The sequence below is a fragment of the Pseudomonas sichuanensis genome (assembly GCF_024749065.1).
Taxonomy (GTDB): domain Bacteria; phylum Pseudomonadota; class Gammaproteobacteria; order Pseudomonadales; family Pseudomonadaceae; genus Aquipseudomonas; species Aquipseudomonas sichuanensis.
The window spans coordinates 2581727-2603057 of record NZ_CP087185.1; the positions used below are offsets into that span (position 1 = coordinate 2581727).

The 21331-nt window shown below is 65.7% G+C and carries 19 protein-coding genes; 8 read left to right on the forward strand and 11 right to left on the reverse strand.

Translation table 11 applies throughout. The features are described from left to right. Nucleotides 1–10 precede the first annotated feature (10 nt). Complete coding sequence (locus LOY51_RS11810) at nt 11–664, forward strand: SMI1/KNR4 family protein (protein WP_258646316.1); 654 nt, start codon at nt 11–13, stop codon at nt 662–664. A 415-nt stretch (nt 665–1079) separates the two neighbouring features. Here LOY51_RS11810 and soxR read toward each other — a convergent pair whose 3' ends face one another. From soxR to LOY51_RS11835, 5 genes are all read right to left on the reverse strand, one after another. Next, nucleotides 1080–1529 carry a redox-sensitive transcriptional activator SoxR gene (gene soxR / locus LOY51_RS11815; RefSeq protein WP_125466190.1) on the reverse strand — a complete coding sequence of 150 codons (450 nt, stop codon included), beginning with the start codon at nt 1527–1529 and terminating at the stop codon, nt 1080–1082. Between the two features lie 73 nt (nt 1530–1602). After that, a complete protein-coding gene (locus tag LOY51_RS11820; RefSeq protein ID WP_258646318.1) occupies nt 1603–2229 on the reverse strand; it encodes an alpha/beta fold hydrolase in 627 nt (208 codons plus the stop codon). Nucleotides 2230–2378: 149 nt separating this feature from the next. Further along, the gene (locus LOY51_RS11825; RefSeq protein ID WP_258646321.1) at nt 2379–3758 is read right to left on the reverse strand and encodes an APC family permease; all 1380 of its coding nucleotides are present in this window, start codon (nt 3756–3758) and stop codon (nt 2379–2381) included. Between the two features lie 141 nt (nt 3759–3899). Beyond that, complete coding sequence (locus LOY51_RS11830; protein WP_125858389.1) at nt 3900–5282, reverse strand: aspartate aminotransferase family protein; 1383 nt, start codon at nt 5280–5282, stop codon at nt 3900–3902. A gap of 207 nt (nt 5283–5489) precedes the next feature. Beyond that, entirely contained in the window at nt 5490–6863 is a 1374-nt protein-coding gene (locus tag LOY51_RS11835; RefSeq protein WP_110995943.1) for an MFS transporter, read from the reverse strand. 507 nt (nt 6864–7370) lie between these two features. Between LOY51_RS11835 and quiC the strand changes: the two genes are divergently transcribed. Both quiC and LOY51_RS11845 read left to right on the forward strand, forming a co-directional pair. Beyond that, entirely contained in the window at nt 7371–9278 is a 1908-nt protein-coding gene (gene quiC / locus LOY51_RS11840) for a 3-dehydroshikimate dehydratase QuiC (RefSeq protein ID WP_125858390.1), read from the forward strand. Between the two features lie 240 nt (nt 9279–9518). Further along, nucleotides 9519–10181, forward strand: coding sequence for a TetR/AcrR family transcriptional regulator (locus LOY51_RS11845; RefSeq protein ID WP_110995941.1), 663 nt, complete (start codon nt 9519–9521; stop codon nt 10179–10181). A gap of 55 nt (nt 10182–10236) precedes the next feature. Here the strand turns inward: LOY51_RS11845 and LOY51_RS11850 are convergent, their stop codons facing one another. Both LOY51_RS11850 and aroQ read right to left on the reverse strand, forming a co-directional pair. Next, entirely contained in the window at nt 10237–11085 is an 849-nt protein-coding gene (locus LOY51_RS11850) for a shikimate dehydrogenase (RefSeq protein WP_125858391.1), read from the reverse strand. Next, nucleotides 11082–11528 (reverse strand): type II 3-dehydroquinate dehydratase, encoded by a 447-nt coding sequence (aroQ, locus tag LOY51_RS11855; protein ID WP_125858392.1) that lies wholly within the window; start codon nt 11526–11528, stop codon nt 11082–11084. The genes LOY51_RS11850 and aroQ overlap by 4 nt, the downstream gene beginning before the upstream one ends. Nucleotides 11529–11874: 346 nt before the next feature. Here aroQ and LOY51_RS11860 point away from each other — a divergent pair, with 346 nt between their 5' ends. The 4 genes from LOY51_RS11860 (at nt 11875) to LOY51_RS11875 (ending at nt 18782) form a co-directional block, all read left to right on the forward strand. Beyond that, complete coding sequence (locus tag LOY51_RS11860; RefSeq protein ID WP_125858393.1) at nt 11875–13077, forward strand: TolC family protein; 1203 nt, start codon at nt 11875–11877, stop codon at nt 13075–13077. 120 nt (nt 13078–13197) lie between these two features. Then, on the forward strand, nt 13198–14424 hold the full coding sequence (locus tag LOY51_RS11865) for an efflux RND transporter periplasmic adaptor subunit (protein WP_125858394.1): 1227 nt from the start codon (nt 13198–13200) through the stop codon (nt 14422–14424). Between the two features lie 15 nt (nt 14425–14439). Next, nucleotides 14440–17598 (forward strand): efflux RND transporter permease subunit, encoded by a 3159-nt coding sequence (locus LOY51_RS11870; RefSeq protein WP_125858395.1) that lies wholly within the window; start codon nt 14440–14442, stop codon nt 17596–17598. 251 nt (nt 17599–17849) lie between these two features. After that, a complete protein-coding gene (locus LOY51_RS11875; protein WP_125858396.1) occupies nt 17850–18782 on the forward strand; it encodes a DNA-3-methyladenine glycosylase family protein in 933 nt (310 codons plus the stop codon). Here LOY51_RS11875 and LOY51_RS11880 read toward each other — a convergent pair. Further along, nucleotides 18757–18987, reverse strand: coding sequence for a DUF6555 family protein (locus tag LOY51_RS11880; RefSeq protein ID WP_110995934.1), 231 nt, complete (start codon nt 18985–18987; stop codon nt 18757–18759). The genes LOY51_RS11875 and LOY51_RS11880 overlap by 26 nt on opposite strands. A 306-nt stretch (nt 18988–19293) precedes the next feature. Between LOY51_RS11880 and LOY51_RS11885 the strand changes: the two genes are divergently transcribed. Then, nucleotides 19294–19551 (forward strand): DUF1652 domain-containing protein, encoded by a 258-nt coding sequence (locus LOY51_RS11885; protein WP_125858397.1) that lies wholly within the window; start codon nt 19294–19296, stop codon nt 19549–19551. A gap of 15 nt (nt 19552–19566) precedes the next feature. Here LOY51_RS11885 and LOY51_RS11890 read toward each other — a convergent pair whose 3' ends face one another. The 3 genes from LOY51_RS11890 to LOY51_RS11900 form a co-directional block, all read right to left on the reverse strand. Next, complete coding sequence (locus LOY51_RS11890) at nt 19567–20184, reverse strand: Yip1 family protein (protein ID WP_258646324.1); 618 nt, start codon at nt 20182–20184, stop codon at nt 19567–19569. A 99-nt stretch (nt 20185–20283) separates the two neighbouring features. Then, nucleotides 20284–20571 carry a hypothetical protein gene (locus LOY51_RS11895; RefSeq protein WP_110995931.1) on the reverse strand — a complete coding sequence of 96 codons (288 nt, stop codon included), beginning with the start codon at nt 20569–20571 and terminating at the stop codon, nt 20284–20286. Nucleotides 20572–20756: 185 nt separating this feature from the next. Then, a complete protein-coding gene (locus tag LOY51_RS11900; protein WP_258646326.1) occupies nt 20757–21236 on the reverse strand; it encodes a GNAT family N-acetyltransferase in 480 nt (159 codons plus the stop codon). Between the last annotated feature and the right edge of the window lie 95 nt (nt 21237–21331).

A 21331-nucleotide genomic window follows, 5' to 3' on the forward strand; every position in this document is an offset into this window, starting at 1 on the left:
GGGGTTTGTGATGAAAGCAGTATTAGAGCGACTGGATACGTGGTTGGAAACCAACCTGGACGAAGTACATGCAGACCTGGCGCCAGGCTGCTCGGAGGCCGCGCTGGCCGAGTTCGAAGAGCTGGTTGGGCAGCACTTTCCTGAGAGCTTGAAAGCACTCTACCGGTGGCATGACGGGCAAAAAGGCGAGGCGAGCACTGGGCCGTTCTTTGGACTGACTTTCCTGTCTTTGGCGGAGGCCCTTAAACACTGGGCGTCGTGGAAGGACCTGGTCGAGGAGTGGTCTGACGAAGATATGGCGGCGGCCAGTGACTTCTGCAGCTCGGTACCACCGGGTGCCATCAAGCCGCTCTATGCCAACCGTAACTGGATTCCGTTTGCCTACGACTATGGCGGCAATCACCTGGGGGTGGACCTGGCCCCTGCGGAGCAGGGCAGCGTGGGGCAGGTCATCAATTTTGGCCGCGATGAAGAAGAGAAATTCGTGGTGGCCAGTTCATTGGAGGCCTTTGTGGCGTGGCTGGTCGAGCAATTCGAGACTGGCAATGTGGCGATCAGGGTGGAGGATGATGGGGCGCGCAGCCTGAATACCAAGGTGCCGGAGCTGCATCATTTTCTGGATTCGGTGCAGGTTCTGTTTGCTGAGCAGCGGCTGGGGGGGTGAGGGTGGATTCCAGGTGCCTGCCTTGCAATCGCATGTGGGCCACTAGGTGCTCGCCGGTGTTTTTGTAGCGCCCTCAAGATCGAGCGCCGCCCGCGCGGCGCTTCGCGGGTAAACCCGCTCCCACAGTTTGTTTCGGGCCAATTATTCCTGTGAAAGTACCGGCGCCTGCCTTGGTGCATGCCTTGAGTCATGTGGGGCGGCGGCAACGCCCACGCTGAAACCGCGTCGTACCAACAAGGCGGACCAGGTGATGGCACAGGAGAGACTGGCCCGAAACAGACTGTGGGAGCGGGTTTACCCGCGAAGCGCCGCGCGGGCGGCGCTCGATCTCATAGGCGCTGCAAAAACACCGCCGAGCACCTGGTGGCCTCGATGCAATCTCCTGAAGGACACCAAGCGGCCTTGTGCCTCGCCATCAAGGCTCGCCAGCCGAGTGGCCACCCTTCTCGAGAATCCTCGGCCCCGCACCTTCCTGCCCCAGCACATCACCCGGGTTGCGCAATGGACAATCCTCCAGCGACAGGCAACCGCAACCAATGCAATTGTCGAGGCTATCGCGCAGGGCTTCCAGCGTGCGAATACGCGCGTTCAGGTCCTCTCGCCAGGCCGATGACATCTCCCCCCACTGGGCGGCGGTGAGCTTGCTGTTGGGAGGGTAGCGGCCCAAGGCACGCTTGATTTCCTCAAGGGGAATGCCCGTGCGCTGGGCCACCTTGATGATCGCGATGGTGCGCAGCACCAGTGCCGGGAAGCGCCGCTGGTTGCCCGCCGTGCGGGTGCTGGCGATCAGCCCCTTGGCCTCGTAGAAGTGCAGCGTTGACACCGGTACGCCGCTGCGTCGGGTGACTTCACCCACGCTAAGCATCCGTGTGCTGTCGGTGGTTTTTTTCGCTGCCACGGCTATTGGCCTCAAGTTAAGTTGAGCTCTTATAGTCCCGTCAGATCGTTCCCGCAATCGTTACAAGGTGCCTGTCGATGAGTTGCGCGACAGCCTTGGCATGCGTATGTCCAAGGTCATGGCCAGCCTCGGGGAACACTTGCAGCCTGGCATCCGGTATCAGTTGCGCCAACCGCTGGCCAACCGCGACCGGACTGATCGGGTCCATGCCACCCCACAACAGCAGTACCGGCAGCTGCAGTTCCTGCAAGCGGGCAGACAGGTCGGTACGGTCATCCAGGAACCAGCGTGGCAGGTTCGGGTTATCTGATTCGAACGCCGTGCGCCAGTCCTCGGCCCCCAGAGCGGGGAGGTTCAAGCCGCCCGAAGTGACGGCGAGAACCAGGTGAGTGATCAGGTCGGGGCGCTCGAGTGCGATATGTACAGCGACAACCCCGCCCATGGATTGCGCCACCAAGGCTGTGGGCCTGTCGATCTCTGCGATCGCGAGCGCGGCAAGGTGCTCAAGGCAGGTGACATTCGGGTTGGCTGGCGTATTGCCAAAACCGGGCCAGCCCATGTGCTGCACGGCAATCGACGTTTCGAGGGCTTCGGCGACGGGGTACCAGAACTGGGTGTTGCCGGAGGCACCGGGGAGGAAAAGAATCTTTTCGGGGGAAGCAGTCACGGCTCGGTCCTTGAGTCAGGGGGTGAAGCAACCTACGGCCATTCGCAGCTATTGGCAAATGATGGCCGCTCAGGATCGCAAGCTGGTAACTGCCATAAAGCGAAAAGGAGCACAAATGTGCTCCTTGTCGTTTTCACCCACTCAACCCCTCACTCCGCCATCTGCAACGCCGGCAACTTGACCCGAAACGCCTTGGTAATCCCCAGCAGACACAGGAACCCCAACGCCATCCAGCTCAAGCCGATCATGAACGACATGCTCGACAGGCTGGTCCACAACCAGATGGTGGTCAAAAAGCCCAGCGCCGGAATCGCGCCATACAGCAGCCAGTTGCGGCCCCCGCGCAGTTTCTGGTCCACCAGGTAATGCTTGACCACCGCCAGGTTCACCGCCGAGAAGGCGAACAGCGCGCCGAAGCTGATCATGTTGGCGACGGTGTCGAGGGTGATGAACAGGGCAATCAGCGATAGCAGGCTGACCAGCATGATCGCGGTGGCGGGCACGCGCTTTTTGGTCACCAGGCGGCCGAACACCTTCGGCAGTGCGCCGTCGCGGCCCATGGCAAACAGCACCCGCGACACACTGGCCTGGGACACCATCGCCGAGGCGAAGCAGCCGGCGACGTAAGTGGCGGTGAAGGCGGTGACCATCAGCTCGCCGCCCACCCGGCGCATCACGTCCAGCGAGGCGGAGTCCGGGTCTTTGAAGATGGCCCACTCGGGGAACACCATCTGCGCACACCACGACACGATCAAGAACAGCAGGCCGCCGAACAGGGTCACCGCCATGATCGCCAGGGGGATGCGGAACTTGGGGTTGGCGGTTTCCTCGGCCATGGTCGACACCGCGTCGAAGCCCAGGAACGACAGGCACAGCACCGCCGCGCCGGTCATGATCAGCGGCATGTCGAAGCCTTCGTGGTGGAACGGCTTGAGCAGCGAAACCGGCTCGGCCTGGGCGCCCATGTTGTGGATCGACAAGCCGACGAAGACCACGATGAACACCAGTTGGGCCACCACCAGCACGCAGTTGACCCGGGTGATGGATTCGATGCCGATCAGGTTGAGGAAGGTCACCAGGGCGATGGAGCCGAGCACCCACACCCAGGCGTGCACGGCGGGGAAGTACTCGGCCATGTAGATGCCGATCAGCAGGTAGCTGAGCAACGGCAGGAAGATGTAGTCGAGCAGCAAGGTCCAGCCGGCCATGAAGCCGAAGTAGCTGCCGAAAGCCTTGCGGGTGTAGGTGTACACCGAGCCGGAGAACGGGTGGGCCTGGACCATGCGGCCGTAGCTGTAGGCGGTCAGCAGCATGGCGGCGAGGGTCAGCAGGTAGGCGGTGGGCAGGTGGCCCTTGGTCATCTGGGTGACCAGGCCGTAGGTGGTGAACACCGCCAGCGGCACCATGTACGCCAGGCCGAACAGCACCAGCGCGGTAAGGCCCATGGTTTGCCGGAAGCGGCCGCTTGCGCCGGCCTGCGACGTGGACGGATGGGCGTGAGCATCGGCTGTATTTGTTGTTGTATGCATTGCGAACTCCTGGAAATTGACGACAGGACGCCGCGGTACACGCGGGGCGCGTACCGTCTGGAGAGCTTCACTTTGGGCGGGGGCGGCCGGGGCCGTGCACGCAGGCCGCCCACCCTGGCAGGGGTGGGCGGCGGCTTCAGGTCAGAGCTTGCCGACCAGGCGTGCGGTGCGGTCGACGGCGATGCGGGTCTTTTCCACCAGCTCGTCGAGTTCGCTGCGGGTGGCGATCAGGGCCGGGGCCATGATCATGCGGCCAAGGGTGGAGCGGATGATCACGCCTTCTTCGAAACCGAAGGTGCGGCACTGCCAGGCCAGGTCGTTCTCGTTGGCGAAGCGCTTGCGGCTGGCCTTGTCTTCGGCGAACTGCAGGGCGCCCAGCAGGCCGGTGCCCTGGATGTCGCCGATCAGCGGGTGATCGCTGAAGGTTTCGCGCAGCAACTGCTGCAGGTAGGGGCCGGTGTCGTCCTTCACCGTGGCGACGATGTTTTCGTCGCGCAGGGCCTTGAGGTTGGCCACCGCCACCGCAGCGGCCACCGGGTGACCGGAGTAGGTCAGGCCGTGGGCGAACACACCGCCGCGCTCCACCAGGGCCTCGGCGATGCGCTTGCTCAGCACCAGGCCGCCCATGGGCACGTAGCCGCTGGTCAGGCCCTTGGCGATGGACAGGGTGTCGGGCTGGAAGCCGAAGTATTCGTGGGCGAACCATTCGCCGGTGCGGCCGAAGCCGCCGATGACTTCGTCGGCGCACAGCAGCACGTCGTACTGGCGGCAGATGCGCTGGATTTCCGGCCAGTAGCTCTCGGGCGGGAAGATCATGCCGCCAGCGCCCTGGAACGGCTCGGCGATGAAGCCGGCGACGTTCTCGGCACCCAGTTCGAGAATCTTCTCTTCCAGTTGCAGGGCGCAGCGCTTGCCGAACTCGGCCGGGGTCAGCTCGCCGCCGGCGGCGTACCAGTAGGGCTCGTCGATGTGGGCGATGTCGGGGATCAGCCCGCCCATCTCGTGCATGAACTTCATGCCGCCCAGGGCGGTGGCCGCCAGGGTCGAGCCGTGGTAGCCGTTCCAGCGGCCGATCATGATCTTTTTCTGTGGCTGGCCGACCACCTGCCAGTAACGGCGCACGGTGCGGATCAGCACCTCGTTGGCCTCGGAGCCGGAGTTGGTGTAGATGGCGTGGCTGTAGTGGCCCGGCAGCAGGCTGAACAGCAGCTCGGACAGCTCGATCACCGCCGGGTGGGTGGTGTGGAAGAACATGTTGTAGTAGGCCAGCTGGTCCATCTGCGCAGCGGCGGCGGCGGTCAGGTCGCGGCGGCCATAGCCGAGCTGGGTGCACCACAGGCCAGACATGCCATCGAGGTAGCGGTTGCCGTCGTTGTCCCACAGGTTCAGGCGCTCACCGCGCACCATCACCCGCGGCCCTTCGGCGTTCAGGGCCTTCTGATCCAGGAACGCATGGATGTGGTGGGCGGCGTCGGCTTGTTGGTAGTCCTGGGTCTGGCGTTGCGGTGCGAAGGGAGCATTCATGGCTTTTTCTCTTTCTTGGAAGTCGCGCAAGGGGGATGCAATCGGGGGCAGGTCCTCTGCTTGAACGGGCGCCGGTCCTGGGCCCTGGGGTTGGAGAAATGCTCCCACACCCGCGCAATCGCCGAAATCACCCGTTTTGGTGAGTGGCGCGTCTTCCAAAAGGCATGTGCCAGATAGCAAAAGGGCCGCTGAGCGGCCCTTGGTTGGTTAGTGAGTGAACGCCTTCAAGCTGCCCTTGCGGCTGGCCTCATAGGCTTCGCGCTCCATGGGCTGGGCCTGCGGATTGCCCAGGTCTTCCATGGCCAGGCGGTGCGTCTCCGGCGCGAGGTACGCGGCAAAGGCGCACACGCAGGTGATGAAGAACGCCAGGCCACCGACCACCATTGGGATGTTGTCCGAACCCGGTGGCGCCACCATGGCGAACAGGGCCGGCAGCATGGCGGTGAGCATGGTGCCGATGTTCTGCGCGATGGCCATGGCCGAAACCCGGTAGCGGGTCTGGAACAGCTCTGGGTAGAAGCTTGGGAACACCGCGTTGTAGCCCTGGTAGACCATGCCCCACATGACGATCGAGGCGACGAACGCCAGCGGCACGTTCTGGATGCTGATCGCGTACAGGTAGACGAAGGCCAGCAGGCCTGAGCCCAGGCAACCGGCGATCATGGTCGGGCGGCGGCCGATCTTGTCGGAAAGGTTGCCGACGAAGGGGATCACCAGCACCGCGACGATGTTGCCCACCACCGGGATCCACAGGTACACGCTCTTGTCGAAGCCGATGCCGTAGGCCGGCTGCACCGCGTAGGCCGCGCCGAAGATGGTGGCGACCACCGGGATCACGTTCATCAGGGCCATGAACATCACCAGCACCATGTGCTTCCAGCTGTGGCGGAAGGCTTCGCTGATCGGCGACTTGGCCACCTTGTCCTGTTTTTCTTCCTGGACGAAGGCCGGGGTCTCATGCACTTCTTTGCGGATGATGAAACCGGCGATCAGCACCACGGCGCTCATCAGGAACGGAATGCGCCAGCCCCACTCGTTGAACGCTTCGCTGGGCATGAAGTAGGCCAGCGGCAGGAACACCGCCGCCGCCATCACCTGGCCGGCCTGCACGCCCTGCAGGGTGAAGCTTGCGTAGTAGCCGCGGCGGCCGAAGGGGGCGTGCTCCATGATCATCGAGCTGGCCCCGGAGATCTCGCCGGCCACGGCGAAGCCCTGCACCAGGCGCAGCACCACCAGCAACGCCGGGGCGAGCAGGCCGATGTCGTGGTAGGTGGGCAGCAGGCCCACGGCCATGGTCGACAGGCCCATCAGGAACATGCACAGCAGCAGCACGTTCTTGCGCCCACGGGTATCACCCCAGTGGCCGAGCACGAAGGCACCCACCGGGCGCGCCAGGTAACCCACGCCATAGGTGGCCAGCGAGGCGATGATGGCCATCTTCGGGTCGGTGTTGGGGAAGAAGATCTGCGGGAAGATCAGCGCCGCGGCCTGGGCATAGATGAAGAAGTCGTAGTACTCGAGGGCAGAGCCGATCCATCCGCTGGCGGTGGCTTTCTTGGCTTGGGAACTTGAGTGGGCCATGTTGTCTCCGTTGTTCTTGTCAGGGGCCGGTGGTCAGCGCGCGCGGGGCACGGCAACGGGGCTATGGGGAGAAGACGAACGAGGCGATGCGGGTCGCAGGGCGAGGAAGCTGTGCATAGGTCGGTACCCGTTTTATTGAACTTATTATGTGGTGACGTTGGGCTGTACAGCGCAGGTTCCGCCGAACGACCGGCGTGGCAGCAAGAAAGGCCGACGGGCCTGCGACTGGTGATCATGGTTGTTCACGGGGCGGGGTGAATCAATTCGTCGAAACGGGTTTTGTTCGGTAATCGAACAAAAACTAACTGTTTCGTACAAAGTGCATTGCCGGGGCGACTTTACCTGCGAATAATCGATCGTGCCAACGGTTGTTGCAGCGCCGGCCTCATCGCTGGCAAGCCAGCTCCCACAGGGGCTGCGCTGGCCTGAAGTTGTGCGAGCCGGCTTGCCGGCGACGAGGCCGGCACAAGCAACCGCATCACCCGCCAATAACAAGGAACACCCGCCATGCAGCGTTCGATCGCCACCGTGTCCCTCAGCGGCACCCTGCCAGAGAAACTCGAAGCCATCGCCGCCGCGGGCTTCGACGGCGTCGAGATCTTCGAAAACGACCTGCTGTATTACGCCGGCAGCCCCCGCGAGATCCGCCAGATGTGCGCCGATCTGGGGCTGGCCATCACCCTGTTCCAGCCGTTTCGCGACTTCGAGGGCTGCCGGCGCGAGCGCCTGCACAAGAACCTCGACCGCGCCGAGCGCAAGTTCGACCTGATGCAGGAGCTGGGCACCGACCTGGTGCTGGTGTGCAGCAACGTGCAGCCCGATGCCCTGGGCGATGAGCAACTGCTGGTGGACGACCTGCGCCTGCTCGCCGAGCACGCAGGCCGTCGTGGCCTGCGCATCGGCTACGAGGCGCTGGCCTGGGGCCGCCACGTCAACACCTACCAGCAGGTGTGGAACCTGGTGCGCCAGGCCGACCACGCGGCGCTGGGGGTGATCCTCGACAGTTTCCACACCCTGTCGCTCAAGGGTGACCCGAGCGCCATCCGCGATATCCCGGGCGACAAGATCTTCTTCGTGCAGATGGCCGATGCGCCGATCCTGGCCATGGACGTGCTGGAGTGGAGCCGGCATTTCCGTTGCTTCCCGGGGCAGGGCGAGATGGACCTGGCCGGTTTCCTCGCGCCGATCCTGGCCACGGGTTACCGCGGGCCGTTGTCGCTGGAGGTGTTCAACGACGGCTTCCGCGCCGCGCCCCCTCGGCAGAATGCCGCCGATGGCCTGCGCTCGCTGTTGTACCTGGAAGAGAAAACTCGCCTGCAGCTGGAACGCGAGGCCCGGGCCGTGGAGCCGAGCGTGCTGTTTGCGCCGCCTGCCGCCAGCGCCTACGACGGCGTGGAGTTTCTTGAGTTCGCAGTCGACGAGGCCGTCGGCGCGCGCCTGGGCGTGTGGCTCAAGCGCCTGGGCTTCGCCGAGGCCGGCGCGCACCGCAGCAAGGCCGTGCGCCTGCTGCGCCAGGGCGATATCAACATCGTGCTCAACGCCGAACCCTATTCGTTTGCCCACAATTTCTTCGAGGCCCACGGCCCATCACTGTGCGCCACCGCCTTGCGGGTGAAGGACGGCCCGGCGGCGCTGCAGCGCGCCACCGCCTACCGCGGCCAGCCGTTCCGTGGCTTGGTCGGCCCCAACGAGCGGGAGATCCCAGCCGTGCGCGCGCCTGATGGCAGCCTGCTGTACCTGGTCGAGCCCGAAGGCGCAGGCCAGAGCATCTACGACACCGACTTCCGCCTGGAGCAGGGCGCCAGCGCCAGCGGCGGCTTGCAGCGCATCGACCATATGGCCCTGGCGCTGCCCGCCGAGGCGCTGGACAGCTGGGTGCTGTTCTACAAGAGCGTGTTCGATTTCACCGCCGACGACGAGGTGGTGCTGCCCGACCCCTACGGCCTGGTCAAGAGCCGCGCCCTGCGCAGCCACTGCGGCACCTTGCGGGTGCCGCTGAACATCTCCGAGAACCGCAATACCGCCATTGCCCATGCCCTGAACAGCTATCGCGGTTCGGGCGTGCACCATATTGCCTTCGACTGCGACGACATCTTCCGCGAAGTGGCACGGGCCAAGGAGGCAGGGGTGCCGTTGCTGGAGATCCCGCTGAACTACTACGACGACCTGGCGGCGCGCTTCGATTTCGACGATGAGTTCTTGAGTGAGCTGGCCTACTACAACGTGCTGTACGACCGCGATGCCCAGGGCGGCGAGCTGTTCCACGTGTACACCGAGCCGTTCGAAGGGCGGTTCTTCTTCGAGATCCTGCAGCGCAAGGGTGGCTATGCCGGATACGGCGCGGCCAACGTGGCGGTGCGCCTGGCCGCGATGGCCAAGGCGCGTAGCGGGGCAGGGCGTAAACCGGTGCTGTGAAATTCATCGGTGGTCTGAACGGGCCTCATCGCTGGCAAGCCAGCTCCCACAGGTAAGTCGTTGGTCTTGAAGGTCGCGCAAATCTGTGGGAGCCGGCTTGCCGGCGATGAGGCCAGTACAGGTGCATCACAAGCCTGTTCGTTGATGGCAAACCTGACCACCCGACCAACAGCGCGCTTCCCTGCGCCGCCCGGCTCACGGATAATCCTGCGGATTCCTACAATGAGCCTGTGAGTCGGTATGAGTGATTCGGTAGTCCAGCCAGAAGCCGAAGGGGTGCGCAAAACCCGCAAGAACAACCCGGAGAAGACCCGCGAGAACATTCTCCAGGCCGCCATCACCGAGTTCGTCCAGCAGGGCCTGGCCGGCGCGCGGGTGGACGCCATCGCCGAGCGCACCGCCACCTCCAAGCGCATGATCTACTACTACTTCGGCAGCAAGGAGCAGCTGTACGTCGAGTGCCTGGTCAAGCTCTACGGCGATATCCGCAAGACCGAGCACAGCCTCGACCTCGAATCACTGGCCCCCGAGCAGGCGATTCAGCGCCTGGTGGAGTTCACCTTCGACCACCATGCCAACAACGTCGATTTCGTGCGCATCGTCTGCACCGAGAACATTCACTACGGCGAGTACGTCAAGCAGTCGCCGGTGATCCGCGAGATGAGCAGCATGGTGCTTGATGCACTGGGCAAGATCCTCGCCCGTGGCGAGCGCGAAGGCGTGTTCCGCCCGGGGATCGAGGTGATCGACCTGCACATGCTGATGAGTTCGTTCTGCTTCTACCGGGTGTCCAACCGCCACACCTTTGGCGATATCTTCCAGATCGACCTGTCGGACGAGCAGGTCAAGCAGCGCCACAAGCAGGTGATCTGCGAGGCGGTGATGCGTTACATCAAGGCTTGAACCACGGCCTCTGTAGGAGCGGCACAAGGCCGCTCCTACAGGGGCGGCGTCTTCCTCAGTCAAAACTGGCGAAATGCGCCTGCATGCGCTCGGCATCGGCGGTGCGCCCGCTGAACAGCTCGAACGCCTTCACCGCCTGGAACACCGCCATGGTGCCGCCATCCAGCGTGCGGCAGCCCAAGGCCCGGGCATGGCGCAGCAGTTCGGTCTCCAACGGGAAATAGATGATCTCCGCCACCCACAGCCGGGCATGCAACAGCGCTGCCGGCAGGGGCATGCCCGGCAGCTTGGTCATGCCCACCGGCGTGGTGTTGACCAGGCCATCGGCCTCGGCCACTGCGCCGGCCAAGTCGCTGCCGAGCATTGCGCGGCCGACACCGAAGTGCTGGGTAAGATTGTCCACCAGCGCCTGGCCACGGGCCGCGTCCACCTCGAACAGCACCAGCCGCTCGACCCCTTCGGCCAGCAGCGCATGGGCCACCGCCGAGCCCGCACCACCGGCGCCCAGTTGCACCACCTGACGCCTGGCCACGTCCGGCAAGCCACGCCGCAGGCCTTCGGCGAAGCCCAGGCAGTCGGTGTTGTGGCCGACCCGTTTGCCGCCACGCAGTACCACGGTGTTCACCGCGCCGATACCCCGCGCCTCATCCGACAGTTCGTCGAGCAAGGGCAGGATCGCCTGCTTGAACGGGAAGGTGATGTTCAGCCCGGTGAAACCGGTGCGCTCGGCCGCATCGAGCAGTTGCGCCAGGGCGCTGTCGTCCACGCCCAGTTGGTCGGCGTCGATCAGCCGGTACAGGTAGCGCAACGCCTGGGCATCGCCTTCGTGCTCATGCAGCGCCGGGGTGCGCGAGGCCTGGATGCCACGGCCGATCAGGCCGGCGAGGATGCCTGGAGTGCTCATGCCTGCTCCTTGAAGTGCTCGGCGAAGTACGCCAGGGCCATCTCGTAGCCTTGGCTGCCGAGCCCACAGATCACGCCGACGGCGATGCTGGAGACGAACGACAGGTGACGGAAGGGTTCGCGCTTGTGCACGTTGGACAGGTGCACTTCGATCACCGGCAGCTCGCTGGCGATCAGCGCGTCGCGGATGGCGACCGAGGTGTGGGTCCAGGCGGCGGGGTTGATCAGGATGCCGTGGCAGCGGCCACGGGCGGCGTGGATCCAGTCGAGCAGTTCGCCTTCGTGGTTGGTCTGGCGAAATTCCAGCTCCAGGCCCAGTTCAGCGGCACTGGTGGCGCACAGGTTGGCCAGGTCGGCGAGGGTTTCGTGGCCGTACTGGGCCGGTTCGCGGGTGCCCAGCAGGTTGAGGTTGGGGCCGTTGAGCACGAGGATTCGGGGTGTCATGGCGGGGTATCGCTTTGTTGTTTTTGGATGTCGTGAGTTTTGTACTACCCGGTTAGTTTCGTCAAATGGTCGGCCTGGAAAATGGGCGATTATCGGACTGGGGGAGGGCTGGCATGGGTTCGCCGGTGTTTTTGCGGCGCCTATGAGATCGAGCGCCGCCCGCGCGGCGCTCGATCTTGAGAGCGCTGCATGGCTGTCGCCCTACACCTGGTGGCCCGCACACGATCCAGGCCAGGCCCATGCCGAAATTACAAAATTGTAATCCTCACGCCACCGCCCCGATAACCAGCCCTCCCTACAGTCCCTCGCCAACGCATTCCGCCGCGCGTCGACGAGGACCCAAGCCGTGCCCATCCCCCGCAAGATCGCCTTGCTCTGCCTGTTGCTGGCCGGCCCCGCCAGCGCCCAGGGCCTGAGCCTGGACCAGGCGCTCGCCGCCGCCTTCGCCGAAAACCCCGAACTCGCCGCCGCCGGCCGCGAGATCGGCATTGCCGAGGGCGAGCGCCGCCAGGCCGGGCTGATCCCCAACCCCGAGCTGTCCTGGGAGGTCGAGGACACCCGCCGCGATACCAGCACCACCACCGTCACCCTCAGCCAACCGCTGGAACTGGGCGGCAAGCGCGGTGCGCGCATCGACCTGGCCGAGGCCGGCCAGGCGGTCGCCCAACTGGAACTGGAGCGCCAGCGCAACGGCCTGCGCGCCGATGTGATCCAGGCCTTCCACGCCGCCCTGCGCGCACAGACCGCGCTGGAGCTGGCGCAGCAGTCCCAGGCCCTGACCGAGCGCGGTCTGCGGGTGGTGCAAGGGCGGGTCAAGGCCGGCCAGTCGTCACCGGTCGAGGCGACCCGCGCCCAGGTGCAGCTGGCCCAGGCCGAGGCGGCGGTGCGCCGTGCCCGTACCCAGCGCAGCGTGGCCTGGCAGGCCCTGGCGCGGCTGACCGGCAGCGCCCAGGCCGGCTTCGACAGCCTCGACGGCAGCAACCTGTCACCTGGCCCGGCACCCCAGGCCGAGCAGTTGCTGGGCAAGGTCGAGCAAACCGCCGACTGGCGCCTGGCCGCGGCGCAGATCGAGCGTGGCGAGGCCAGCCTGGGCTCGGAGAAGGCCAAGCGCATCCCCGACCTGACCGTCAGCGTCGGCAGCCAGTACAGCCGCGAGGACCGTGAGCGAGTCAATGTAGTGGGGCTGTCGATGCCGCTGCCGCTGTTCGACCGCAACCAGGGCAACGTGCTGGCCGCTTCGCGCCGCGCCGATCAGGCCCGCGACCTGCGCAATGCCGTGGAGTTGCGCCTGCGCAGCGATACCCGCAGTGCCCTCGACCAGTGGGCCACGGCCATGGGCGAGGTGCAGGCCTATGACCGCACCATCCTGCCGGCGGCGCAGCAGGCGGTGGACACCGCGACCCGCGGCTTCGAAATGGGCAAGTTCGCGTTCCTCGATGTGCTCGATGCCCAACGCACCTTGATCGAGGCGCGTGGGATGTACCTCGAGGCGCTGGCCTCGGCCACCGATGCCCGGGCGCAGGTGGAACGCATCTACGGCGAGCTCTGAGCCGCAGCCCATCGCGGGGCAAGCCCGCTCCCACGAGTCTTGGCTTTGCCCTTGTGGGAGCGGGCTTGCCCCGCGATGGGGCCCGAATTGCAACTGACGATTTCCCCAGCAGGAGCCTCCATGACCAACCCCCGCAAACTCGCGATCCTCGCCGCTGCCCTGGCCGCCCTCGGCCTCGGTGGCCTGGCCTGGACCGGCACCCTCGGCCAGGCCTCCAGTGGCCAGGCCCAGCACGATGACCATGGCGAAGAAGACCACGGCCATGCCGAAGAAAAGGACGATGGCCACGGCCATGCTGCGTCCGAAGGTGAAGACCACGCCGAAGAAGAGGGCCAACTGCACCTCACCGCCGAACAGATCCAGGCCGCCGGCGTGCAGTTGGTCACCGCTGGCCCGCAAACCCTGGGCACCGCCATCAGCTTCCCCGGCGAGATCCGTTTCGACGAAGACCGCACCGCCCACGTCGTGCCCCGGGTGCCCGGCGTGGTCGAGTCGGTGCACGCCGACCTCGGCCAGGCAGTCAAGCGCGGCCAGGTGCTGGCGGTGATCGCCAGCCAGCAGATCTCCGAACTGCGCAGCGAGCAGCAGGCGGCCCAGCGCCGTCTGGAACTGGCACGCCTGACCTTCGAGCGCGAAAAGCAGTTGTGGCAGGAGCGCATCAGCGCCGAGCAGGACTACCTGCAGGCCCGCCAGGCCCTGCAGGAGGCCGAAATCGCCGCGGCCAACGCCGGGCAGAAGGTCGCCGCCGTGGCGCCGGCCGGCAAGGGCAACCGCTATGAGCTGCGCGCGCCGTTCGATGCGGTGGTGGTGGAGAAACACCTGACCGTGGGCGAGGTGGTGGACGAGACCAGCAACGCCTTCACCCTGTCTGACCTGAGCCGGGTCTGGGCCACCTTCGCCGTGGCCCCGCGCGACCTGGACAAGGTGGTCAGCGGCCGTGGCGTGACCGTCAGCGCACCGGACCTCGGCGCGCAGGTGCAAGGCAAGGTCAACTACGTCGGCAGCCTGCTGGGCGAGCAGAACCGCGCCGCCACCGTCCGCGCTACCCTGGCCAACCCCAATGGCGCCTGGCGCCCGGGGCTGTTCGTCAACATCGCCGTCACCGTCGAGCGTTTCGACGCGGCCGTGGTGGTGCCCGAAGCGGCCCTGCAAACCTGGGAAGAGCAGACCGTGGTGTTCGCCCGCACCGAAGAAGGCTTCGAGGCACGCCCGGTGAAACCAGGCCGCCGCGATGGCGGCCAGGTGGAGATCCACGAGGGGCTCGCCGCCGGTACCCAGGTGGCTGCCGCCGGCAGCTTCGTCCTCAAGTCCGAGCTGGGCAAAGGCTCGGCCGAACACAGCCACTGACCGGGAACGCCTGACATGTTCGAACGCCTGATCCAGTTCGCCATCGAGCAACGCCTGGTGGTGATGCTCGCCGTGGTGCTGATGGCCGCCGTGGGCATCCACAGCTACCAGAAACTGCCCATCGACGCGGTGCCCGACATCACCAACGTCCAGGTGCAGATCAACACCGCCGCGCCCGGTTATTCACCGCTGGAGACCGAGCAGCGCATCACCTTTGCCATCGAAACCGCCATGGCCGGCCTGCCGGGCCTCAAGCAGACCCGCTCGCTGTCGCGCTCGGGGTTGTCGCAGGTGACGGTGATCTTCGATGACAGCACCGATATCTTCTTCGCCCGCCAGTTGGTCAACGAGCGCCTGCAGGTGGCTCGCGAGCAGTTGCCCGAAGGCATCGAGGCGGCCATGGGGCCGATCTCCACTGGCCTGGGCGAGATCTTTTTGTGGACCGTGGAGGCCAGGGACGGCGCGCTGAAGGACGACGGCACGCCTTATACCGCCACCGACCTGCGGGTGATTCAGGACTGGATCATCAAGCCGCAGTTGCGCAACGTGCCGGGCGTGGCCGAGGTGAACAGCATCGGCGGCCATGCCAAGCAGTACCTGATCGCGCCGGAGCCCAAGCGTCTGGCGGCCTACAAGCTCACCCTCAACGATCTGATCGGCGCCCTGGAGCGCAACAACGCCAACGTCGGCGCCGGCTACATCGAGCGCAACGGCGAACAGCTGCTGATCCGTGCGCCGGGCCAGGTGGCTTCCGCCGAGGACATCGCCAACATCGTCATTTCCAGTGTCGATGGCACGCCGATCCGCGTCAGCCATGTGGCCGAGGTGGGCCTGGGCCAGGAGCTGCGCTCGGGCGCGGCCACCGAGAACGGCCGTGAGGTGGTCTTGGGCACGGTGTTCATGCTGATCGGCGAGAACAGCCGCACAGTGTCCCAGGCCGTGGCCGCCAAGCTGGAAGAGGTCAACCGCAGCCTGCCCAAGGGCGTGGTGGCGGTCACCGTGTACGACCGCACCAACCTGGTCGAAAAAGCCATCGCCACGGTGAAGAAGAACCTGATCGAAGGCGCGATCCTGGTGATCGCCGTGCTGTTCCTGTTCCTGGGCAACATCCGCGCCGCGCTGATCACCGCCATGGTGATCCCGCTGTCGATGCTGTTCACCTTTACCGGCATGTTCAGCAACAAGGTCAGCGCCAACCTGATGAGCCTCGGCGCCCTGGACTTCGGCATCATCGTCGACGGCGCGGTGGTGATCGTCGAGAACGCCATTCGCCGCCTGGCCCACGCCCAGCAGCGCCATGGCCGCATCCTCACCCGTGCCGAGCGCTTCCATGAAGTGTTCGCCGCCGCCCGCGAGGCGCGCCGGCCGCTGATCTACGGGCAGCTGATCATCATGGTGGTGTACCTGCCGATCTTTGCCCTGACCGGGGTCGAGGGCAAGATGTTCCACCCCATGGCTTTCACCGTGGTGCTGGCGCTGCTGGGGGCGATGATCCTCTCGGTGACCTTCGTGCCGGCGGCCATCGCGCTGTTCGTCACCGGCAAGGTCAAGGAAGAGGAGGGCGTGGTGATGCGCGCCGCGCGCCGCCGTTACGCCCCGGTGCTGGCCTGGGTGCTGGGCCGGCGCAACCTGGCCTTTGCCGGCGCCGCTACCCTGGTGCTGCTGTCGGGGGTGCTGGCCAACCGCATGGGCAGCGAGTTCATCCCCAGCCTCAGCGAGGGCGACTTCGCCCTGCAGGCCTTGCGTGTGCCGGGCACCAGCCTGTCGCAGTCGGTGGACATGCAGCAGCGTCTGGAAAAGACCATCATCGAGCGGGTGCCGGAAGTGGAGCGGGTGTTCGCCCGTACCGGCACGGCGGAAATCGCCTCCGACCCGATGCCGCCGAACATCTCCGATGCCTACGTGATGCTCAAGCCCCGTGAGCAATGGCAAGACCCGGGCAAACCGCGGGATGAGCTGATCGCTGAAGTGCAACGCGCTGCAGCCAGCGTGCCGGGCAGTAACTACGAGCTGTCGCAGCCGATCCAGCTGCGTTTCAACGAGCTGATCTCCGGGGTGCGCAGCGATGTCGCGGTGAAGGTGTTCGGTGACGACATGGAGGTGCTCAACCGCACCGCCGCGCAGATCGCCGCCGGCCTGCAGCAGGTGCCGGGGGCGTCGGAAGTGAAGGTCGAGCAGACCACCGGCCTGCCGGTGCTGACCATCGACATCGACCGTGACAAGGCCGCACGTTACGGCTTGAACGTGGGTGATGTGCAGGACGCCATCGCCATCGCCGTGGGCGGGCGCAGCGCCGGCACCCTGTACGAGGGCGACCGCCGCTTCGACATGGTGGTGCGCCTGCCCGAAACCCTGCGCACCGATGTGGACGGGTTGTCCAGCCTGTTGATCCCGGTGCCCGCCAGTGCCGCCAGCGGCGCCACGCAGATCGGCTTCATCCCGTTGTCCCAGGTGGCCACGTTGAACCTGCAACTGGGCCCCAACCAGATCAGCCGCGAGGACGGCAAGCGGGTGGTGGTGGTCAGCGCCAACGTGCGCGGGCGTGACCTCGGCTCGTTCGTCGAAGAGGCGTCGCAGGCGCTGATCGACAAGGTGCAGATCCCGCCCGGCTACTGGACCCGCTGGGGCGGCCAGTTCGAGCAGCTGCAGTCGGCCGCCGAGCGCCTGCGGGTGGTGGTACCGGTGTCGTTGCTGCTGGTGATGGCGCTGCTGCTGATGATGTTCAACAACCTCAAGGACGGCCTGCTGGTGTTCACCGGTATTCCGTTTGCCCTGACTGGCGGTGTGCTGGCGCTGTGGCTGCGGGATATTCCGCTGTCGATCTCGGCGGGGGTGGGGTTCATCGCGCTGTCGGGGGTGGCAGTGCTCAACGGCCTGGTGATGATTGCCTTTATCCGCAACCTGCGCGAAGAGGGCCGCGGGCTGCGTGCGGCGGTCGAGGAGGGCGCGCTGACCCGCCTGCGCCCGGTGCTGATGACCGCATTGGTGGCGTCGCTGGGCTTCATCCCCATGGCCCTGGCCACCGGCACCGGCGCCGAGGTGCAACGGCCGCTGGCGACCGTGGTGATTGGCGGCATCCTGTCGTCCACCGCGCTGACCTTGCTGGTGTTGCCGGCGTTGTATCAGTGGGCGCATCGGCGGGATGAGGAGGTGGTGCCGCCAGCGGCGCAGTAACCGTGGCCGGGGCACTCGCCATTGCCTCTGGCAACGCGCATGATGCCCCCATGCCCTAATGCCAGTCAGTTAACGCTTCATGGCACTTATTGGGGCTGCTTTGCAGCCCTTCGCGGGTAAATCGCAGCGGCGAACCGCCGCTCCCACAGGATCGCGCAAAGTCTGAATCGAGCGCTGTACTTGTGGGAGCGGGTTTACCCGCGAAGGGTCGCGTAGCGACCCCAATTGGCTTAACTGACTGGCATTACTCCATGACCCGTCTTTCTTCCCTTCACGCCGTCCGCCGCGCCCTGCGCCCGGGGGGCGTGCACCTGCTCTGGCTGCGCTACCAGCCGCCCTATCACTGGCCCTCGACCCAGGCCTTCCTGGCTGCGCGCTGCATCCCCGGTATCGAAACCTTCGCCGATGGCGTGTACCGGCGCAGCTTCGTCCATGCCGGCCGGCACGGCGTGCTGGAAGCGAACCCGGTAGCAGGCCCCTGGCTGCAGGTGCGTCTGCATGAAGTGGCGCCGGCGCTGTTGCCGGGGCTGATCGCACGCCTGCGCCGGGTATACGACCTGGATGCGCGCCCGGCACAGATTGCCGCCGGGCTGGCCGGCGACGCGCTCATGGCGCGGCTGCTCGCTGCGCGCCCCGGTTTGCGTGTACCCCAGGGCTGGGATGCTTTCGAACAGGCCATGCGCACGGTGCTCGGCCAGCAGATCAGCGTGGCCGGGGCGATGACCCTGGCCGGGCGCTTGGTGGCGCGGCATGGGGCGTTGCTGCAGGTGGAGGCGGCCGCGCTGAGCCATGTATTCCCCTCGGCCATGGCGGTGGCGGCGGCTGAACTCGAAGGGCTGGGTATGCCACGGGCGCGGGCGGCAACCCTCGGCACCCTGGCCAGGGCGCTGCTTGAGCAGCCGAACCTGCTGCAGCCTGGGCAAACCCTGGACGCGGTGCTCGCACGCTTGTGCAGCTTGAAGGGCATCGGCCCGTGGAGTGCCCACTACCTGGCCCTGCGCCAGGTGGGGGCCAGGGATGCCTTGCCGTTGGGCGATGTGGCGCTGGTCAAGGCCCTGCGCCTGCTGGAGGGGCCGCAGGTGCTGCTGGCCGAGCGGGCCTTGGCCTGGCGGCCATGGCGCGCTTATGCGGCGCAGCACCTGTGGGCGTCTTTGGCGGTCACTGGCCCGATTGGCGCCAGCTGACTTCGCTGATGCCGTAGCGCTCGGCCATGGGCCGGCTGACTTTGCGGATCTTCTCGCGGTCATAGCGACCGATACGGCCCACACCGGCATCGCAACTGGCCCAGTGCCAGGCTTCGGCGTTGTCCATCCGCTCGGCGCGGATGATGAACGTCTTGTGCTGGCCGTGCAGTGCGTAGTCGATCACGTAGAGTTTGGCGTCGATCATCGGGGTTCCTTTGGTCAAGCGGGTCCATGCCTGATTGTGGGAGCCGCGCCTGGGCGGAAAAGTTTTACCCGATGCGGGTGACGGGGGACGAACGGTCATGTGCCTGCCATCTGTCGCCAAGTTGCCGTCATTGATCGAACCCTGGCTGCAGGGGCGTGTTCTTCCACTAAGGTGCTAGAGGATCTTGCGCGTCATCATTGCCCGGGCGAATGGACCACCCCCAGGGCATGGGCAATATCAATTGGCACTGCGCCGGGTTACGGCGTAACCACACAACAGGCCATCCAGTATAGAGAGGGTCGTACCATGTCGTTGATAGGCGTTTCGATGCTTGAGATGCGGCAGATGATCGAACAGGGCTGCCTGCCCGATCACTGCGAGGTGAGTTGCCCGGACGGCGAGCACCTCACCATCCGCCTGAGCCAGGGCGACAACCTGGGAGAGTGCTTCACCACCGAAGTGTCGGTGGCCAGCCTCAACAGTTGCCGTGACCTTGTGGCGTTGGTGGCGCAGCTCAAACAGCACCACCACGCGCAGGCGCAGCCGCTCAAGGCCATTGCCTGAGCGCGAGGTGCCCGGTCAGCCGAGACTGGCCGGGCGCACGTATTCCGGCATCAGGCCGTTGGACCAGAACAGGATCATCGCCACCAGGATGGTCACCAGCAGCAACAGGCCCACCCCCCATACACAGGTCGCGAACAGCATTGCCTGCTCTTTGCGCAGGCGCAAAAATGTCTGCAAACCGCCATACAGCAGCACGCTGGCGTAAGCGCTGGCTGCCAGCAGCGCCAGTAACGCCAGCCAGCGCATCGGCAGCAGGCCGACCACCCCGGCGACGAACCAGGGTGTCGCGCAGTAGGCGGCGAAGCCGATGCACTGGTTGAGGTTGGGCTGCACATCGAAACCGCGCGACATCCAGCGGATCATCACCCCCATCAGCATCACCCCGCCTACCGTGGTGGCGTACAGCAGCCCGGCCAGTTGCGCGGCGCTGGCCAGGCTCAGGCGCACACGGTCCTCACCTGCCAGGCTCCAACCGTAGGTGGTGGTACCGACCAACAGGCACAGGGCGGGGATCAGCGCGAGCAGCAGCAGCAGGCGCGGCAGGTATTGCTGGGGATGGTCTTCCTCGGCGCGGCGGATTTCGATCCAGGCGTCGGTTGGGTCGGTGAAGAGCTTGAGTAGCGGGCTGTTCATGGCGTTCTCCTCCAGGGGCGGCGCAGTAGCGCGCATCCTCTTTCAATGGAGGCGTCGGGATCGCGGCGGGTTCAGCTCAGTTCGCTGCCGTTGATCGCCTTATTGCAGTTCGAGCAGCAGGTTCAAGCCACCGTCGCCGCATTTGCCCTGCTCTCGGACCACGCCGTGGTAGCTGCGGCCATCCCAGGTAAACGCCACGCTGTGGGCGCGCTCGACCTTGTCCGGCAGCGGCGGGCAGATATGCAGGCGTAGTGCGGGGCGGCCTTGCAGGGTGAGGGCAGCGAGTTGTGCCTGGCATTCGACGCTCGACGCCACCGGGCCGAACAGGGTGTCGCGGACGTAATCCAGTTGCAGACAGGCATTGGGTGCGCGGCAGGGCATCTTCATGGCGCTGCGGGGGAGCGAGTGAACATGGCAGGGCTCCTGGCGAAAGATGGCAAGGCATCAAACGTTGGAGGCCAGAAACGGGGCGATGTTCAAACCGTTTCGAGGGAAATTTTGCCGTTGTTGATCGCCCTGTAGGAGCGCCCCGGCAAGGCCGCTCCTACAGGCTGCGCGTCAGCCGTCAGCCGTCAGCCCTCGGCGAAATGGCGAAGGCGCTCGCCGTCCAGGCGATAGCGAATCCACTCATCCTGCGGCTCGGCGCCCAGCGACTGGTAAAAACCAATCGCTGGCTCGTTCCAGTCCAGCACGCTCCACTCAAGGCGCCCGCAGTTGTTGGCCAGCGCTTCCCGGGCGATATGGCGCAGCAGCGTGCGCCCGGCGCCATCACCGCGCTGCTGCGGGGTTACGTACAGGTCTTCGAGGTAGATGCCGTTGCGCCCCAGCCAGGTGGAGTAGCTGTAGAAGTACACGGCAAACCCGATGGCCTGGCCGTCGCGCTCGCAGATCAGGCTGTGCACGGTGCTGCCTGGGTCGAACAGGCTGTGCTCGATATTGGCGAGGCTGGCCACCACTTCGTGACGGGCGCGTTCGTAGTCGGCCAGTTCGGTGATGAAGGCGAGGATTTGCGCGGCGTCGCTGCGTACGGCAGGGCGAATGGTCAGGCTCATGGTCGGGCTTCCTTGTATTGGGGCTGGCGCCATCGTACTGGTCCGGCAGCGCAGAAGCGATATGACCAGTTCAGTAGAGTGTATTCATGCAATTT

What these genes read in the sequence shown, in the direction of transcription:
- LOY51_RS11885 (WP_125858397.1), top strand. Translation starts at nt 19,294, where the DNA reads ATGTCGTTGATAGGCGTTTCGATGCTTGAGATGCGGCAGATGATCGAA.
- LOY51_RS11845 (WP_110995941.1), top strand. Translation starts at nt 9,519, where the DNA reads ATGAGTGATTCGGTAGTCCAGCCAGAAGCCGAAGGGGTGCGCAAAACC.
- LOY51_RS11870 (WP_125858395.1), top strand. Translation starts at nt 14,440, where the DNA reads ATGTTCGAACGCCTGATCCAGTTCGCCATCGAGCAACGCCTGGTGGTG.
- LOY51_RS11835 (WP_110995943.1), bottom strand. Translation starts at nt 6,863, where the DNA reads ATGGCCCACTCAAGTTCCCAAGCCAAGAAAGCCACCGCCAGCGGATGG.
- LOY51_RS11810 (WP_258646316.1), top strand. Translation starts at nt 11, where the DNA reads ATGAAAGCAGTATTAGAGCGACTGGATACGTGGTTGGAAACCAACCTG.
- LOY51_RS11865 (WP_125858394.1), top strand. Translation starts at nt 13,198, where the DNA reads ATGACCAACCCCCGCAAACTCGCGATCCTCGCCGCTGCCCTGGCCGCC.
- LOY51_RS11830 (WP_125858389.1), bottom strand. Translation starts at nt 5,282, where the DNA reads ATGAATGCTCCCTTCGCACCGCAACGCCAGACCCAGGACTACCAACAA.
- LOY51_RS11880 (WP_110995934.1), bottom strand. Translation starts at nt 18,987, where the DNA reads ATGATCGACGCCAAACTCTACGTGATCGACTACGCACTGCACGGCCAG.
- LOY51_RS11850 (WP_125858391.1), bottom strand. Translation starts at nt 11,085, where the DNA reads ATGAGCACTCCAGGCATCCTCGCCGGCCTGATCGGCCGTGGCATCCAG.
- aroQ (WP_125858392.1), bottom strand. Translation starts at nt 11,528, where the DNA reads ATGACACCCCGAATCCTCGTGCTCAACGGCCCCAACCTCAACCTGCTG.
- LOY51_RS11890 (WP_258646324.1), bottom strand. Translation starts at nt 20,184, where the DNA reads ATGAACAGCCCGCTACTCAAGCTCTTCACCGACCCAACCGACGCCTGG.
- LOY51_RS11895 (WP_110995931.1), bottom strand. Translation starts at nt 20,571, where the DNA reads ATGAAGATGCCCTGCCGCGCACCCAATGCCTGTCTGCAACTGGATTAC.
- LOY51_RS11825 (WP_258646321.1), bottom strand. Translation starts at nt 3,758, where the DNA reads ATGCATACAACAACAAATACAGCCGATGCTCACGCCCATCCGTCCACG.
- LOY51_RS11900 (WP_258646326.1), bottom strand. Translation starts at nt 21,236, where the DNA reads ATGAGCCTGACCATTCGCCCTGCCGTACGCAGCGACGCCGCGCAAATC.
- soxR (WP_125466190.1), bottom strand. Translation starts at nt 1,529, where the DNA reads ATGCTTAGCGTGGGTGAAGTCACCCGACGCAGCGGCGTACCGGTGTCA.
- quiC (WP_125858390.1), top strand. Translation starts at nt 7,371, where the DNA reads ATGCAGCGTTCGATCGCCACCGTGTCCCTCAGCGGCACCCTGCCAGAG.
- LOY51_RS11875 (WP_125858396.1), top strand. Translation starts at nt 17,850, where the DNA reads ATGACCCGTCTTTCTTCCCTTCACGCCGTCCGCCGCGCCCTGCGCCCG.